Below are 16,929 nucleotides of genomic sequence, written 5' to 3' on the forward strand. Positions count from 1 at the left end.
TTCTGTTCAAGGATGTTGTGCAATGGAAATTACAGCGTTCAATTCCACAGCTACATTACCTTTGATCGCTCTTGAAATCATACAAGAAGCTTCAGCTTTTTCAGCAAGCTTTCTTGCCTTTTCAGCCGCTTTTTCAGATGTATCCGGTGCTAATACAAGTGTAGGGCGATGAATGATCTTCTTGTAGGTGAATACACCATTCGTAACATCCACTATGGCTTCCGATTGCATGGTCAAGCTGGCCTTTTTTATATGGGCTCGCTCTAACATGGCAGCAAAGGTAATGATATAGCAGGTCGAGGCCGCTCCAAGCAGCATTTCATCGGGATTTGTGCCGATCCCTGGTCCCTCCATTTCCGTAGGGATACTTATCTGTGTTTGAAGATTCCCTGATTGAATAATGCCGATATCATTTCTACCGCCGGGCCATTCTGCTGTTAAATGAAAGTGATGTATGGTCATTTTAAAACCTCCTTACTATTCTCTAGTGTAAACGATTAAATAGGTCAAGTATTCGATTTTGCTCAATCGGCCGAATAAAGTGCCCGTTCGGTCAATTATCACCGATTGGGACATAAAAACCTGCCGAATAATCTAAAGGTATCGGCCCATTAAAGGTTTGGTAAAACAAAAGGCAGAGGCATTAGGCTATTTTAAGCACAATATTGGATAGGCTTTTCTATAATGATATAGATAGTTCTATATAAATAATAATTCATTACGGAAGGGCTGAAAAGTTGACTACATTGAGCAATATGTTCGATTTGACTAATAAAACGGCAATCATTACCGGAGGCGGAAGAGGATTGGGCAAACAGATTGCTATGGCTTTGGGGGAGGCTGGCGCTAATATAGCCATTGCTTCACGAAATCTTCCTGTATGTAAGGAAGTATGTGAACACTTGCAATCAATGGGTGTTAATGCCATTGCCTTTGAATGTGATATAACGAATGAGAGTGACATTGATCTTGTGGTAAAGGAAACGGTTGCTCAATTCGGTACGATTGATATTCTTGTCAATAATAGCGGCACGTCCTGGTCAGGTCCATTTGTGGATCTTCCCAAGGATAAGTGGGAAAAAGTATTGAATGTAAATGTTACAGGTACATTCTTGTTTTCACAGGCTGTAGCGAAGGTTATGATGCAGCAAAATTCCGGAAAAATCATTAATATCGCATCCGTGACAGGTCTTGGCGGTACGTTTCCTGAGGTATTGGATACCATAGCTTATAACACCAGTAAGGGTGCCGTCATTACAATGACTAAAGATTTAGGAGTTAAACTTGCTAGATACGGCATCCAGGTCAATGCGATAGCACCTGGATTTTTCCCGACCAAAATCACAAAGGGAATTCTTGAGAAATCCAATTATGACATATTAGGTAATACTCCGGCTCGCAGGTTTGGCAATGAAGATGATTTAAAGGGAGCCGCCGTATTTTTAGCCTCACAGGCTTCTGACTATATGGTTGGTCATATTTTGATCGTTGACGGGGGAACATCGGCATTAGTATAAATGGAGGAGAAAGGAAGGAAAGATATATATGGCTAAGGATTCAAATTTTTATAAAGGGCTTAAACTACTAGGAGCACAAAAAGAGCAAGAGCTGAATCACAAAATTCAAAATCTGCTGAATAACCGGGAATTAATTGAAACAGTAAGCGACAATGCACAATTGCAGATTCCAAAAATAAATAGGATGCAGGAAGCCTCAGAAAGATTGTCCATCATCATGAATTACCCAACAAAAAAAGATGTAGCGAGTCTTGCAAAATTAGTCATCCAGCTCGAAGAAAAAATTGATAGGTTAGAAGAGTTACTTATGGATAGGGACGGGAATGTCACCGGGAATTCTTCATTTCGTAATAAACGGAATGCTTATTCATCGCGTAAAAAGTTAAAGAAATCAAGTTGGGAATCCAATGAAATAGAAGGGAGTAAAAAAAGGTTAGCGGATTTTATGAATGAGTCCTTATTATTAAGTGCACAGTTGCCTAAATTCGATTCATTTGGACAGGGGAATTCAAATGTCTAAACGGAAAGTGCCGAAAAATCAGTCCGAACCCATATCTAAATGGAAACATTTTTTGGATATTCCCAATCAGCCTATGCCTGAAATCGGTCTGACGTCGAAAAAAGAGGTGTGGAAAAAAAACAAATCAACGCTCTGGTATTATCCTTCTGCACAAAAAAAATATGATGTGCCGGTTTTTCTTATATATTCACTAATCAATACTCCATTGATTCTTGATTTGTCCCCAGGGAATAGTTTAATAGAATCTTTTGTAAACGAAGGTTTTGATGTATATTTGCTTGATTTCGGAAGCCCGGGTTTTGAAGATGGCGAGATATCGATCGAAGATTATATCGTCGATTATATTCAAAAAGGAGTGCAGCGTGCATTACGTCACTCTGGAGCATCAGAAATTACAGTTATGGGGTTTTGTCTCGGCGGTACGTTAGCAGCAATATATGCTGCCATTGCCGACGAGCCGATCAAGAATTTGATCCTCTCCGTTACACCGGTAGATTTCAGCGCCTCAGAATTTTTTGATCAATGGCAGGAAGCATTAAAAGAAGGGACCGTTGATTTTGACGAGACGATCGATATTTATCAAACGATCCCAGCGAGTGCAGTTAAATATGGAATCCGTTTAATTACATCTCCTATATATATATCACCCTATTTATCTTTATTGAATAAAGCGGATGATGTTGAATACGTTCAAAATTGGCGCCGTTTCAACGCGTGGGCCAATGGGCATGTGCCATTATCCGGAGCAGCTGCAAAACAAATAACGAAGGATCTTTTGATGAAAAATCGCTTGGTTAATGGTGGTTTTAAGGTTAGGGGGAAAAAGGCGAAGCTTTCGAAAATTGATGCTAGTGTTTTGGTCATAGCAAATAAGTATGATCGTTTGGTCCCTCAGGAGATGATTTATCCGGTAATGGAGCATCTAACATGTAAGGATAAGACATACAGCCTACTGAAAAGTGGACATGCATCCAAACAATATTCAGGTAAACTCCCATATTATTTGAAGGAATGGCTACCGGGGCGTTCTTCACCAATTAAATAAGTTACTGGGGGAAGTGAAATGTACGTATTGAACGACAGTGAGTATATTAAAATCATGCTGGTTTTGGCGTATTTAGGCTTTGCATCACTGATATTTTCAAAATTCCTTGCAACATTACCGGATTATTAAAGTGAAATAAATGAAAGGGCTGGCTCGGCATATAGAGCCAGCCCGTTATTGTATTATCGATAATATTTTACCCGTTCTTCAAGAGGTGAGAATTCTTTATCCCCAGGTTCTGCAGTGGGTTTTCCAAAGGGCATATGTGCGATGAGTTTCCAATCCCGAGGAATATCCCATGCCTTCTTCACTTCTTCATCGATTAAGGGATTATAATGCTGAAGGCTTGCACAAAACCCCTCGATTTCCAATGAAGTCCATACGCAAATTGTAAAATGCCAGATGAATGGTTCGACCAAATCGGAAAGTTATCGGCATACGTTTTGAATTGTTCTTGAAGCCCATCAATAATGGCTTGGTCTTAAAAGAATAAAACCATACCATAACCATTTTTAAATGACTTCATTTTTTCTACCGTTTTTCCAAAATCTTTGTCCCCGGCGGTTTTTCGTAATGTTCCCTCGTGATATCCCATAATTGGTCGTGGCTTTGACCAATTAAAACAATCACTCTTGCACTTTGGGAGTCGAAAGCGGAAGGGGAATGTTGAACGGCATGATCGATAACTTCTTTAATCCTTTTATCAGATACAACACTTACCTTGCTAAGGGAATAATAAGAGCGCCTATCTTCAATTGAGCATAAAAAATCTGTAGCCATATCACACCTCCATTAATTATACCGACTTATTTTGACCTGGTTTTAATATTTTATTATAAGTGAATGCGGGTGAAATATTTAAATGAAAGAAAGGTTGACAAATAAATCACTATCATTTATCTTTAAATCAAGATATTTTTATTAAAAGTAATTTACCTCTAGTTAAATATCTCGAATTCAAGATATTATTTGCGGATAATTCATCTCCGTAAGGGGAGATTTATAAAGATAGGAGTGGTACAGATGGAATTAAAAGGATTACATCATGTTTCAGCGATTACAGCTAAAGCGGGAAACAACTTTGAATTCTATACGAAAGTGTTAGGGATGCGATTAATCAAAAAAACGGTGAATCAAGATGATGTTCGTGTGTATCACTTATTTTATGGAGACCAAATTGGGTCTCCTGGTACAGAACTGACGTTTTTTGAAATTCCCAATGCCGCCCGCACTCACGAAGGAAACAATAGCATTTCAGAAATTTCTTTAAGGGTTAGGGATGATAGAGCACTTGAATATTGGAAAAAACGGTTTGTAGAATGCAATGTTGAGCATGATGAAATATCGACCCGTTTTAAAAGAAAGGTGCTTTCTTTTAAAGATCCTGAGGGGCAAAGGCTTCTTCTGGTTTCCGATCAGGGTAGTAACGGAATTCAAGCAGGTGTACCATGGGATGGAAGCCCGGTACCGCAAGAGTTTTCCATCATTGGATTAGGACCAGTAAAACTCACTGTACCCAATATTGACCAGACACAAAGCGTTCTAACGGAGGTGTTGGGGTTCCGGAAATCAGGAACATACCCATCTTCTTTAAGGGGGCAAAATCCGATTGTCGTTTACGAGACAGGTGAAGGTGGAACAGGAGCGGAAATCCATATTGAAGAAAGGAAGGACATCCCTCGAGAACGATTGGGGAGGGGCGGAGTACACCATGTTGCCTTTCGGGTGGATAATGAAGGGGAACTGAGAAAATGGATAGAAAAAATTAGTGAATCGAATTTTGTGAACTCGGGTTATGTAGACCGCTTTTATTTTCGTTCCCTCTATTTCAGGGAGCCGAATGGCATCTTATTTGAACTAGCGACAGATGGACCTGGTTTTACAGTGGATGAAGCAGAGCAGCACCTAGGTGAAAACCTTGCCTTACCACCTTTTTTAGGATCGAAAAGACAGGATATTGAATCGAATTTAAAACCACTAAATACAAAATCAACAAATTAATCAACCGGGAAAGGAAGTAATCGGCATGCAAAAGAAAACCGCGGGAATACATCATATAACAGCAATTGTAGGCAATCCTCAAGAGAATGTGGATTTTTATGCTGGAGTATTGGGAATGCGCATGGTGAAGAAAACCGTCAATTTTGATGACCCAGGAACCTATCATTTATATTTTGGGGATGAATCAGGTTCACCAGGGACCATCATCACTTTCTTTCCTTGGCCAGCGGCATACCAAGGGAAAATTGGCTCTGGACAAGTGGGGATTACAACATATGCGGTTCCGGAAGGTTCAATGGATTTCTGGGAAATGCGGTTGAACAGGTTTAATATAGTATTCGAGAAAGTTTCACGTTTTGGAGAGGAATATCTGGAATTTCAAGATCCCCATGGTTTGCGACTTGAACTGGTTGAGCGTAAAGAAGGGAAAAATAGCGAGTGGTCATTCGGCGGTGTACCAGCTTCCAAGGCGGTCAAGGGATTCGGCGGTGCCGTATTATTGACGTCAAAACCGATCAAAACGATGGAACTATTAGAGAAAGTGATGGGCTTGCAAAAAATTGGGGAAGAGGGCGATTACATCCGCTTCAAATCCACATCGGACATCGGAAATTTGATAGATGTTAAAAAAACGGTTTTGCCAAATGGGAACATCGGAGTGGGAACTGTCCATCATCTTGCATGGCGTGCCATCGATAATGAAGATCATAAAGAATGGAGGGAGCATATCGCCAACCATGGCTATGGTGTGACACCCTTTACAGACCGTCAATACTTCGATGCCATTTATTTCAGGGAAGATGGAGGCATACTTTTTGAAGTTGCCACAGATCCACCTGGCTTCGCTCATGATGAAACGAAGGAAACGATGGGTAGTAAATTAATGCTGCCGCCATGGCTGGAAGAAAAAAGGGGAATCATGGAGAAAACGTTACTGCCGGCAGTGCCGAGAGTACTGGAGGAGGATAAATGATGAAGCATATTTTTCAAAAAGGAAGTAATCCAGAAGCGCCATTGCTTTTGCTTTTACATGGCACTGGAGGAACGGAAACAGATCTCTTGCCATTAGCGGAAATGGTTTCACCGGGATCATCCGTATTGAGCGTACGGGGAAATGTACTTGAAAACGGAATGCCTCGTTTTTTCCGCCGGTTATCCGAAGGGGTTTTTGATGAAGAAGATTTGATCTTTCGTACGAAGGAGCTTTATGACTTCTTGGAATCAGCGTCCAAAAAATATGACTTCGACCGTGAAAGAGTGGTAGCATTAGGTTATTCCAATGGTGCAAATATAGCGGCAAGTTTGCTGTTCCATTTCGAAGTGGCATTACAAGGAGCGATTCTTCATCATCCCATGGTGCCTAGAAGAGGGATTGCTTTGCCGTCCCTTTCGGATATACCTGTATTTATTGCTGCAGGTAAAAACGATCCGATTTGCCCGGCAGCAGAAACTGATGAACTTAATCAACTTTTACTGCAAGCTGGTGCTACAGTGGATGTTCAATGGGAAAATTACGGTCATCAGTTAACACGTTCAGAGGTTGAGGCAGCGGGTTCATGGTTTCAAAAGAACTTTTTATAAGAATGAGAGGGAATGAAGATGATTTCTGTTAATCCTGAAAGTCTTACTGAACGGGATAATTATAAGTTTTTGACTGGAAGCATTATACCGAGACCTATAGCCTTGGTTACGACACAATCCGAAACCGGTACAATCAATATAGCGCCGTTCAGCTTTTTTAACATAGTCAGTTCAAATCCTCCAATGATTTCCATTTCTGTTCAACGGAAAGAAGGAGTTTCAAAGGACACGGCTCGAAATGCAATTCAAACAGGTGAATTCGTTGTTCATATCACTGATGAGAATAATGTAGCTGATGCAAATCGAACGGCGAAGGAACTCCCATCTGACGAAAGTGAATTGGGTCTTACCAATTTCACGCCAGCTGTCAGTGATAAGGTATCCGTACCAGGATTGCAAGAAGCAAAGGTACGCTTTGAGTGCATATTAGAGCATGCGATACCATTGGCAGGTTCCCAGAATAAACCCGGTTGTGATTTATTGATAGGGAAAATTGTCTGCTATCATATAGAGCAAGATATTTACCATAATGGCCGAATTGACCAGAATGGGCTAAAACCTGTCGCAAGATTAGCGGGTCATACTTATACAAAACTAGGAGAATTATTTGAATTGGAACGTCCTTAAGAATTGTGGCGACACCTTTAAAAAGATGTCGTCTTTTTTTTATATCTTCCGTTATCTCCAAGTCTTGAGCGACTTGCCCGCAAAAAAGCAAGTCTTTACAATCCAAAACAAATACTTGACAATTTTTTCATAGATTGATAAAGTAATAAAAAAATAAATTTCTTATCCAGAGAGGTGGAGGGACTGGCCCTATGAAACCTCAGCAACAGGTCTGCTACGACACTGTGCTAATTCCAGGGGGTGAAACCCTGATAGATGAGACCCTACGTTTTTATTTGTCAGTAACGCACTCTTATTAGAGTGCGTTTTCGTTTTTTCTGGATGCAGGATGAAGGGGAGTATGAATGGAGAACAAAAGGAAGCATGAATTTCAACGGGAAATGAAAGCACGGCATTTAATCATGCTATCGCTTGGGGGGGTGATTGGAACTGGTTTATTCTTAAGTACGGGTTATACGATTCAACAGGCTGGCCCGTTTGGCACTATCCTTTCGTATCTGATAGGGGCACTAGTGGTTTATCTGGTCATGCTATGTTTAGGTGAACTGGCAGTACATATGCCCGAGACAGGTGCGTTTCATAGCTATGCAGCCAAATACATTGGACCTGGGACAGGGTATACAGTAGCCTGGTTGTATTGGCTAACTTGGACTGTTGCACTAGGTTCGGAATTCACGGCCGCTGGATTGTTGATGCAGAGATGGTATCCATCAATCAATGTCTGGATTTGGAGTGCTCTATTTGCCATTTTGGTTTTTGTATTAAATGCACTGACTGTCAAGTTTTTCGCTGAATCTGAATTTTGGTTTGCGTCAATAAAGGTAATTGCGATCGTGATATTTATTATTTTGGGAGTTGCTGCAATGGTAGGTTATATTCCAATGACTAACTCTCAATCAGCACCGCTATTTTCCAATTTTATAAGTGCAGGTTTATTTCCTAATGGTGCTTTTGCCATTATCATGACGATGCTTGCAGTGAATTTTGCATTTTCTGGAACTGAATTAATCGGAATTGCAGCTGGAGAAACTGTGAATCCAGAAAAAACGATACCAAAGGCAATTCGTCTGACATTGTGGAGATTGATTATCTTTTTTGTAGGAACCATCGTTGTATTATCCGCATTATTGCCTATTTCGGATGCAGGCGTATTAGAAAGCCCCTTTGTGGCCGTTCTTGAACGAATTGGAGTGCCGTATGCAGCGGATATTATGAACTTTGTTATTTTAACTGCCATTTTGTCTGCTGCAAACTCAGGTCTATATGCCTCTTCCAGAATGCTTTGGTCACTTGCAGATAAGAAAACCATATCACCAATATTCGCAATATTAACAAAACGAGGTGTTCCGATATATTCAGTCATTTTTAGTATGTTGGGCGGTGGTTTAGCCCTGTTCTCTAGTGTTATTGCACCGGATACTGTGTATATAGTGCTTGTGTCCATTTCGGGTCTGGCCGTGGTTGTAGTTTGGATGAGTATTAGCGCTTCACAGTTCCTATTTCGGAGACGATTTATAAAAGAAGGAAATTCAGTAAATGACTTGGCTTATCGTACACCATTATATCCGCTTGTACCAATCATTTCTTTCATGCTTTGTCTTTCTTCTTGTATAGGAATTGCATTTGATCCTACACAACGGATTGCGCTTTATTGTGGTATTCCATTTATTTTGTTTTGCTATGGAAGTTATTATGTAACACAAACTTCAAAGAAAAGAGGCGTAGATCTTGAAGAATAAAATTAACCCAATTGACGCTATTTTACGAGAACATTCAGTCATGATTCTGGACGGAGCTTTAGCTACAGAGCTTGAGCGGTATGGGTGTGATTTGGACGATCCGCTGTGGTCTGCCCGTGTATTGCTTGAAAATCCAGAGGTGATTTATCGGGTTCACACTGACTATTTCCGTGCAGGAGCGGACTGTGCGATAACTGCAAGCTACCAAGCTACTGTTGAAGGTTTCTCCTTGCGTGGAATACAAGAAAAAGAGGCCCTGAAGTTAATTCAGAAAACGGTGTTTCTCGCAAGAAGAGCGAGAGATGATTTTTGGAAGGAAGAGACGCAAACGAATAGACCTAAGCCATTGGTTTCTGCATCAGTAGGACCCTATGGGGCTTACCTCGCTGATGGTTCAGAATATGTAGGAAACTATGGTGTTTCAGATGAAACTTTAGCAGAATTTCATCGAATAAGAATATCAGCTTTGATTGAAGCAGGTGCTGACCTTATAGCATTTGAAACGATTCCATCCCTGCAAGAAGCAAAAGTATTGAATTCATTATTGAAAGATTATCCAGAAGTATATGCTTGGCTATCCTTTTCTTTGAAAAATGAGAAAGCAATAAGTGACGGTACATTGCTGGAGGATTGTGCAAAGTTCTTTGAGGACAGTGAGCAAATTGCTGCGATCGGTATTAACTGTGCACCAGTATCAGTTGTCACGGACGCCATCAAGGTGTTAAGTGCGAACACAAAAAAACCAATTATAGTTTATCCGAATTCTGGTGAAACCTATGATCCACAAACTAAAACATGGCATGGTCAAGAATCATGTAACACGCTCGAACCAAAATCTGAAGAATGGCACCATGCTGGGGCACGTTTAATCGGAGGATGCTGCAGAACGGCACCTCATCATATTGAAGAGATTTCAAGAAAGTGGCGACCTTCCGAAGTGGTATCCTCATAGCTTTATTCCTATATCAACTATTTTTAATAATCATTATATAAAAAACAAGGCTTTGTTAAGTAGTATTGTTGTTTTTTAGCTATAAAATATGGGAACGTCCGATTTGGACGTTCCCGTTCTTATTGCATTAAAGCCTACTATAATGGAATAACGGTAAAGCTAATGAAACTTTTTTAAAAGCTGCGTTTCTCTGGCCAAGCTCCTTGCATTTTACTAAGGAATACAATTTGCCCAATATGATATGCGTCGTGCATTGCTAAACTCTTCAGTTCAAGCACTAATGAATTATCACCTGGAATCTGTCTATACAAATCTTCATGTTCTGATTTTTCTAGTATTTTTCCAAGTTCACGATGAACATAAAAGTATTCTTGTTTTGTTTCCTTCCAATTTTCTAACGTCTCAGTTGGTAATCGAAATGTAGAGTCATTATTTTCTGCCTGTGGTTCATTCGCTGTTTCACCAAGAAATCGCATCAGATATCTCTTTTCAAAGAAAAGTAAATGACAAACTAATTCCCAAATGGAATTCATTGCCCCATCAGCTGGTTTCCAAATTGCCTGTTCAAAAGTGATGTCCTCTAGCACTTTTTCTAGTGGTGGAAACCAGTCTTCTTCATCTAAGCAGCTTGCCCATTGTTGTAACAAAAGTGTCTTTACATCCATTCCCTATTCCCTCCAATTTAATCCCTTTAATAGATATTCCCTTTGGTCAAAATTCATTTGCGGCGTGTTGTAGATAGCTCACTAATTAAGGTGTCATGTCAATTCCTTGTTCAATTAAACTGGCCCAATAACGGAACAATGAACGTTCCGTTATTTGGAAAATTCTGATAACCTTAGTTTATCATAAGTTGTGTTAACTGAGAAAGAACAACTGTCTAAAACCAATTTGGTTATCGTAAAGTTATCTTTTATATGTTTGATGGTGTCTAAGAATTGGAACCAGCTCAAATAATGGTCTAGATATTTAGTCGCTACACCATTAAAACGCTCCATCCAGCTCTTTAAACGGCTGTGATAACTATTTACATTCTGGATGTGATAAATCCCCTTTAACTCGCTCCCTACCATTTGCTTTAAAGCGATGACGCTCAATTCCTTTTTCTTTGGCATAAGTCATAAACGCCCGTCAAGCATCCGTACATAGAACATTTTGTATTGATAGCTTGGAACCTAACGCTTCGTCCAAACTTTCATTTTATAATACGCCCTTGTCCTATTGTTTTGGAAAACGTTCTCTTTTGGCGGTCTCTGGCTACAAGAACGCATACTTGGTCCTTACTTATTCCTCTAAACTCCGGACTACCACCGCGTAACCTTGGTTTTCGACCTTGGATATTCCGTTTTCCTTTCTCGGCATAGAGCAAATAGGTTTCATCCATTTCTACTATACCTTCGAAAAGTTCAAAATCCATCTGTTTCAATGCAGTTAGAATTTTATGCCTCCAATAAAAAGCGTTACATAATGAGCTGCAGGGTATTCCCTTCGGAAATCAGCTAAACTCATTGGTGTCATACATTCGATGAACTGAAGCCATTTACTAGGCATATGAGTTCTGTGAAGTGGAGTGTTCGTCATATCGTGAATGTTTCACCGCACTCTTTGACGAATCAATGGTATTGATTGTAGTTTTTACCTGATATTTACCGAAGCGAATGACATTAGTGGATTGACAATGGGTGCAGGTGTAGCCGTCTTCGTGTTTCTGTTCTGATACATCAGTGAATACAGACTCTGTTTCTCCCGCACTCCCTGTGAAGAACTCCTTTAATCGCTGCTGGTCTCTTTGGCTTAGATTTCTGATATGGTTAATTATGTCCGCTACCGCCATTAAAACTCACTCCCTCTCAGTAATTTTAGTTCAATACAGAACGAATGTTCGATCAAATCGAATAACAACATTATTCTTTAACAAAGCCAAAAACAAAAAGAACAGGAAGCGTCTTTATCAGGCGGTACCTGTTCTTTTTGGTCTCTTTATTCGTTCAGTAATATGTAAAGAGACCGGGACCAGCCGCCTTGCTTATTTTTGTCTAGTCCCTTTAAAAAAAGGCGTGTAAGATCGGGATATAAATGATCGCTAAGATATGCTGTTCGGGTCCTGACAGGGTTTGCTGTGAGTTTACGATGGGAGCCGTTCTCGACAAATATTGATGGTCCAGTCGTCAACTCACTGACACTGGGGATTTTGCAGCCATGTTTTGGATTCACATGCTCATTTTAAGTCGAATCCTTTGTGACAACGTTGAAAAACATCCTTTATGTAAGTCGGCCCAGCATGAGCAGTTATTAACGAAAAAGTAAAAAGTGAAATTAAATCATATTTTTTTTTTGCTTGGGAAAACTAAACAAACAAGAATAGGAAGGAGAGAATGAGTATGAGTCGTGGTAAAAATTTTAATCATAAAGAAAAAGGTCACCCTGGAAATTTACCTAATAATAGAATAAGCGAAGAGAAGGAACACAGCCGACAGTATGAACAGATTGAGGATATTGTCACACATGAAGCTTTTAAAAATCGGGAAAAAGAAGACGAGATGCCTTAAACAGGGAAGCAGAATGTAGGTGGGGACATTATTAAAAGTGAGATTAAGCAACTTCCGATGCCGTTAAAAATTCACTTTTAAAGATTTCATTGCTATGTTATGGGGGAAACCATGAGCTTTGCTATGGTTTTTTCTTTCATTGCAAATAAATAAAAAGGAAAAGCCGGAGTATTAAACCGATATTTCTTATGCTATAAGTCTTTCCGTTCCATTTTATATCGATATGAAATTATTATTAAAAACGTATATATTTTGAATCGGACCAAAATTCCCTTGATATTATTTGAAGTAAGAAAATGGGGAATAGGATAAAAATGGTGGATGATCTGATCTTTGAATAAGACGACTTTCTTCTATTAATTAATAAAAACTAAATTTTATTGAAGAGCTACAAACCAGTAAGTAATTTTTACTCATTCTTAATTGGGGTGAGAGTCACGAACGTGAAAACTCAACATTAATCATAACCAGGACGACTTACCTGATTTTTTTAATGGAGTTCATGAACTTAATAGCCTCCTTCTCCCGGAAGTTCCCAACTATAAGGGAGATAGTGAAAACAATTCCAAACCTTCAAAAATACTAATGACATGAATAACTTTAAGGAACGCTGATGCTGTATGGCCCGTACCTTTTTAATGCTACAGAATATGATAGTCTATACTCAGGTTTCGTTTATTTGCTGCCGAGATTTATATCAGAAGTCCAACTTATCAGATTTCAGCACAATGTCTTGTTGCTTCATTTTGTTTATTGCGATTTACTTCCAATTCTCGCTTAGATCTAATAAAAGCAATAAATTGAATCATTTCTTCTTCAGAAAGAGAGGTTCCATCGACAGCTAGCTCCATGTTTGGGAAATCCGTTAATTCCATGACTTGATTGGACTCTGTGGAAACATTTTCAGACTGAAAAACTGGATAATCTACTCTACCTAGAATGTAATCGGTGGATGTTTCATATAAGCCGGCTAATAAATTAATTGTTTCTAATGAAGGGCGGCGGTGCCCCGATTCGTAACCTGCATAGGTACTCTTAGCGATTCCGAGTCTATCAGCCGTATATTGTAAAGACCATCTTTTGCCCTTCCTTAATGCAGTTAATCTATTTAAAATCATCTTTATTACTCTCCTTTTATATATAAAACTATTATAACATCATATTACAATGAAGTGTACGCGTAATGAATAACTTACGCTTGATTTCACAGTGGAACATGACTATAATTACATATGGTGTACGCGTAATATAGACATTCACAAAGTACATCCTTTCTGAGATGCTTAGAATGATTGGTAAACAGGGAGGCTCTATAGGGGGTAGTATATTGGAGAAGTTGAAGTCAAAAATTAAGAAGTTGATGTTGATTACTACCGGTGGTACAATTGCTTCGTTAGAAGGGAAAAATGGACTGGTACCTGAGATGAAGGCTGACGAAATTTTAGGCCACCTACCGGGATTAGATTTACAATGTCAGATTGATAGTAAGCCTTTGATGAATATTGATAGTACGAATATGCAGCCAGAGGATTGGACAGAAATGGCAAAATCCATCCATGAGCACTACCATGATTACGATGGCTTCGTCATCACCCATGGAACAGATACAATGGCTTACACTTCAGCTGCGCTCTCATATATGTTACAAAATTTAGGGAAACCGATAATTATTACTGGTTCTCAAATCCCGATCGCCTTTAAAAAGACGGATGCCAAAAGAAATATCTCTGATGCGATTCGGTTTGCTTGTGAAGATATCGGAGGAGTATATGTAGTTTTTGATGGTAGAGTCATCCAGGGTACTAGGGCCATTAAATTGAGAACGAAAAGCTATGATTCTTTTGAAAGTATTAATTATCCTTATATTGCTTCCATATATGAAGATAAAATTGAGTATCTTAAGCCAGTTCATTCACTAAAGAATAAGGAACCTAAGTTAGATGGATCCCTTTGTACTGATGTTGCTTTAGTTAAGCTGCATCCCGGAATTAAGCCGGAATTCTTTGATTTTCTGAAAAATCAATATCGGGGAATTGTTATTGAAAGTTATGGAAGCGGCGGTATTCCATTTCAAGGAAGAAATATTTTAGAGAAATTGAATGAGTTGGTCGAATGTGGAATATCCGTTGTCATTACTACCCAATGTTTAGAAGAAGGGGAGGATATGGATATATACGAAGTGGGACGAAAAGTAAATAAGAATGTCATCATTCGTTCGAGAAATATGAATACAGAAGCCATCGTTCCTAAGTTGATGTGGGTATTAGCAAAAACACAGGAACCCAAAAAGGTGAAGGAAATGATGGAAACACCGATTGCAGAGGACATTACATTCTAGAACATACAAAGGGGCAAGAGGAAATGTTAATAGATGAAAAAACATACCGAATTGAAAAAGACTTTCTTGGGGAAAAGGAAATTCCAGCAGATGTTTATTATGGGATACAAACTTTACGAGCTGTAGAAAATTTTCCGATTACCGGTTACAAAGTTAATGAAGAAATGATTCGTGCACTTGCTATGATTAAAAAAGCAGCCGCTTTAGCGAATATGGACACGAAACGGTTATATGAAGGTATTGGAAGCGCTATCGTTAAAGCTTCAGATGAAGTGATCGATGGAAAGTGGCATGAATATTTCATCGTTGACCCAATTCAAGGCGGCGCGGGTACATCGATGAATATGAACATCAATGAAATCGTTGCCAACCGAGCGTTAGAACTTATGGGACACAACAAAGGTGATTATGCACATGTTAGTCCAAACAGCCACGTTAACATGTCGCAATCAACAAATGACGTATTTCCAACTGCCATTCATTTATCAACACTACGACTATTAGAGCAATTGATTCAAACAATGACAAAGATGAGTACGGTCCTAAAGAATAAAGCAAAACAATTTGATCATGTTATCAAAATGGGACGCACACATCTTCAGGATGCAGTGCCAATTCGTCTCGGTCAAGAATTTGAGGCCTATAGTCGCGTATTAGAGCGGGATATCAAAAGAATTAGTCAATCACGTCAACATTTATATGAAGTGAATATGGGAGCAACAGCAGTTGGAACGGGATTGAATGCAGATCCGCGCTACATTGAAAATGTTGTTAAGTATTTAGCTGAAATCAGTGAATTGCCACTTGTAGGAGCAGAACATTTAGTAGATGCAACACAAAATACGGATGCCTATACTGAAGTGTCAGCTTCATTGAAAGTATGCATGATGAATATGTCTAAAATTGCTAATGATTTACGTTTGATGGCTTCAGGACCAAGAGCGGGATTAGGAGAAATCACACTTCCAGCACGTCAACCAGGTTCATCGATTATGCCCGGAAAAGTAAATCCAGTAATGCCAGAATTAATTAATCAAGTTGCTTTCCAAGTGATCGGGAACGATAATACAATATGCTTAGCTTCAGAAGCAGGGCAATTAGAATTGAACGTAATGGAGCCAGTGCTTGTATTCAATTTACTACAATCTATTAGCATAATGAATAATGCATTCAATGTCTTTACAGATTATTGTTTAGAAGGTATTGAAGCGAATGAGCAACATTTAAAAGATTATGTTGAACAAAGTGTTGGTGTGATTACAGCAGTCAACCCGCACCTTGGTTACGAAGTGGTTTCACGTATTGCGCGTGAAGCGATTTTAAAGGGGAAATCAGTTCGTGAACTTTGTTTACAGTATGATGTGTTAACAGAAGAAGAACTGGATTTGATTTTAAATCCTTATGAGATGACAAAGCCTGGTATAGCGGGAGCGTCTCTTTTTAATCGGGAATAATCAGTAAAAGATAATATTAATCTATATAATTATGGAATAACTATGCCTTTCGGACCATTGGTTTAAAGGCATAGTTATTTATTTGTAAATAATATTCTAATGTGAAATTTTCACTCAGTCATCCTCGGTAAGGCAATCGTCAAAGGTGTCATTAAGCCACAGTTAAATCGTTTGTTCCCCTCTTGAAACGAAATAGCTGCTTACGGCTAGGCCCGGCTCTCCAATTGTTTACACTTCCTTCCTTCTGTATTTGTTTAAATCGAATTCTTCGCCCAGTTTCCAAATGGCAAATAATTGTTTATTCCAAAAAAATATCACCTTTTTTGAAAATATAAACGTCCTTGGAGGTGGTATTATCAACTATGATTTGGCTGCCCACACCAGATCTCTTGATTAGGCAGATTATGGGTCCCGACAATCTATTTATACTGAGTACATAACACGATACAAAAAGGATGGTTTCCATTTCAGAGGGGCGATTCTTTGAAATAGTGAAGATATCTTTTATTAAGGCTCTTTTCGTAAAGATTGTTATTTTTAAAACGAAACTATTTAAGGCTGATTGGAGCGGAAGTGCGAGACTCCTGCGGGAGCAGCGGGACAGGT

General features: G+C 39.2%; 15 protein-coding genes, 2 pseudogenes and 1 riboswitch. Of the genes and pseudogenes, 12 read left to right on the forward strand and 5 right to left on the reverse strand.

Annotation, left to right across the window (positions count from 1 at the left end):
* Positions 1-6: 6 nt before the first annotated feature.
* Entirely contained in the window at positions 7-462 is a 456-nt protein-coding gene (locus ACFX4L_RS04745) for an OsmC family protein (protein WP_377404065.1), read from the reverse strand.
* A 293-nt stretch (positions 463-755) separates the two neighbouring features.
* Between ACFX4L_RS04745 and ACFX4L_RS04750 the strand changes: the two genes are divergently transcribed.
* From ACFX4L_RS04750 to ACFX4L_RS04760, 3 genes are read left to right on the forward strand one after another with little or no spacing between them, the layout of a single operon-like run.
* A complete protein-coding gene (locus ACFX4L_RS04750; RefSeq protein ID WP_284472049.1) occupies positions 756-1,517 on the forward strand; it encodes an SDR family oxidoreductase in 762 nt (253 codons plus the stop codon).
* A 28-nt stretch (positions 1,518-1,545) separates the two neighbouring features.
* Positions 1,546-2,037: a hypothetical protein gene (locus tag ACFX4L_RS04755; protein ID WP_377404068.1), complete on the forward strand. Its 492-nt coding sequence runs from the start codon at positions 1,546-1,548 to the stop codon at positions 2,035-2,037.
* Positions 2,030-3,082, forward strand: a complete 1,053-nt coding sequence (locus ACFX4L_RS04760; protein ID WP_377382880.1) for an alpha/beta fold hydrolase — start codon at positions 2,030-2,032, stop codon at positions 3,080-3,082. The genes ACFX4L_RS04755 and ACFX4L_RS04760 overlap by 8 nt, the downstream gene beginning before the upstream one ends.
* 182 nt (positions 3,083-3,264) lie before the next feature.
* Here ACFX4L_RS04760 and ACFX4L_RS04765 read toward each other — a convergent pair.
* Positions 3,265-3,862: pseudogene (locus ACFX4L_RS04765) on the reverse strand (nitroreductase family protein).
* A 243-nt stretch (positions 3,863-4,105) separates the two neighbouring features.
* Between ACFX4L_RS04765 and ACFX4L_RS04770 the strand changes: the two are divergent.
* The 6 genes from ACFX4L_RS04770 to mmuM all read left to right on the forward strand — a co-directional run bounded on the left by ACFX4L_RS04770 (position 4,106) and on the right by mmuM (position 9,982).
* A complete protein-coding gene (locus ACFX4L_RS04770) occupies positions 4,106-5,083 on the forward strand; it encodes a ring-cleaving dioxygenase (protein ID WP_377382878.1) in 978 nt (325 codons plus the stop codon).
* Positions 5,084-5,108: 25 nt separating this feature from the next.
* The gene (locus ACFX4L_RS04775) at positions 5,109-6,056 is read left to right on the forward strand and encodes a ring-cleaving dioxygenase (RefSeq protein WP_377404071.1); all 948 of its coding nucleotides are present in this window, start codon (positions 5,109-5,111) and stop codon (positions 6,054-6,056) included.
* Positions 6,056-6,664, forward strand: coding sequence for an alpha/beta hydrolase (locus tag ACFX4L_RS04780; RefSeq protein ID WP_284472050.1), 609 nt, complete (start codon positions 6,056-6,058; stop codon positions 6,662-6,664). The genes ACFX4L_RS04775 and ACFX4L_RS04780 overlap by 1 nt, the downstream gene beginning before the upstream one ends.
* Before the next feature lie 18 nt (positions 6,665-6,682).
* Positions 6,683-7,291: a flavin reductase family protein gene (locus ACFX4L_RS04785; RefSeq protein ID WP_125161363.1), complete on the forward strand. Its 609-nt coding sequence runs from the start codon at positions 6,683-6,685 to the stop codon at positions 7,289-7,291.
* Positions 7,292-7,450: 159 nt separating this feature from the next.
* Positions 7,451-7,553: riboswitch (SAM riboswitch) on the forward strand.
* An 82-nt stretch (positions 7,554-7,635) separates the two neighbouring features.
* Positions 7,636-9,030, forward strand: coding sequence for an S-methylmethionine permease (gene mmuP, locus ACFX4L_RS04790; RefSeq protein WP_284470555.1), 1,395 nt, complete (start codon positions 7,636-7,638; stop codon positions 9,028-9,030).
* Positions 9,020-9,982: a homocysteine S-methyltransferase gene (gene mmuM / locus ACFX4L_RS04795; protein WP_377382876.1), complete on the forward strand. Its 963-nt coding sequence runs from the start codon at positions 9,020-9,022 to the stop codon at positions 9,980-9,982. The genes mmuP and mmuM overlap by 11 nt, the downstream gene beginning before the upstream one ends.
* Before the next feature lie 173 nt (positions 9,983-10,155).
* Here the strand turns inward: mmuM and ACFX4L_RS04800 are convergent, their stop codons facing one another.
* Together ACFX4L_RS04800 and ACFX4L_RS04805 are read right to left on the reverse strand one after the other, a co-directional pair.
* Positions 10,156-10,647: a DinB family protein gene (locus tag ACFX4L_RS04800; protein ID WP_377382874.1), complete on the reverse strand. Its 492-nt coding sequence runs from the start codon at positions 10,645-10,647 to the stop codon at positions 10,156-10,158.
* Between the two features lie 150 nt (positions 10,648-10,797).
* Positions 10,798-11,816 (reverse strand): annotated as a pseudogene (locus ACFX4L_RS04805) (IS1595 family transposase).
* A gap of 547 nt (positions 11,817-12,363) precedes the next feature.
* Between ACFX4L_RS04805 and ACFX4L_RS04810 the strand changes: the two are divergent.
* Positions 12,364-12,531, forward strand: coding sequence for a hypothetical protein (locus tag ACFX4L_RS04810; protein ID WP_162878727.1), 168 nt, complete (start codon positions 12,364-12,366; stop codon positions 12,529-12,531).
* Positions 12,532-13,244: 713 nt separating this feature from the next.
* Here ACFX4L_RS04810 and ACFX4L_RS04815 read toward each other — a convergent pair.
* Positions 13,245-13,649 carry a helix-turn-helix domain-containing protein gene (locus ACFX4L_RS04815; RefSeq protein WP_377382872.1) on the reverse strand — a complete coding sequence of 135 codons (405 nt, stop codon included), beginning with the start codon at positions 13,647-13,649 and terminating at the stop codon, positions 13,245-13,247.
* Between the two features lie 230 nt (positions 13,650-13,879).
* Here ACFX4L_RS04815 and ACFX4L_RS04820 point away from each other — a divergent pair, with 230 nt between their 5' ends.
* Together ACFX4L_RS04820 and aspA are read left to right on the forward strand one after the other, a co-directional pair.
* Entirely contained in the window at positions 13,880-14,869 is a 990-nt protein-coding gene (locus ACFX4L_RS04820) for an asparaginase (RefSeq protein WP_377382931.1), read from the forward strand.
* A 23-nt stretch (positions 14,870-14,892) separates the two neighbouring features.
* The gene (gene aspA / locus ACFX4L_RS04825; protein ID WP_061463460.1) at positions 14,893-16,323 is read left to right on the forward strand and encodes an aspartate ammonia-lyase; all 1,431 of its coding nucleotides are present in this window, start codon (positions 14,893-14,895) and stop codon (positions 16,321-16,323) included.
* Positions 16,324-16,929 lie beyond the last annotated feature (606 nt).

The organism is Peribacillus sp. YIM B13482, from assembly GCF_042787975.1.
In the GTDB taxonomy this organism is placed as follows: Bacteria; Bacillota; Bacilli; order Bacillales; family DSM-1321; genus Peribacillus; species Peribacillus simplex_A.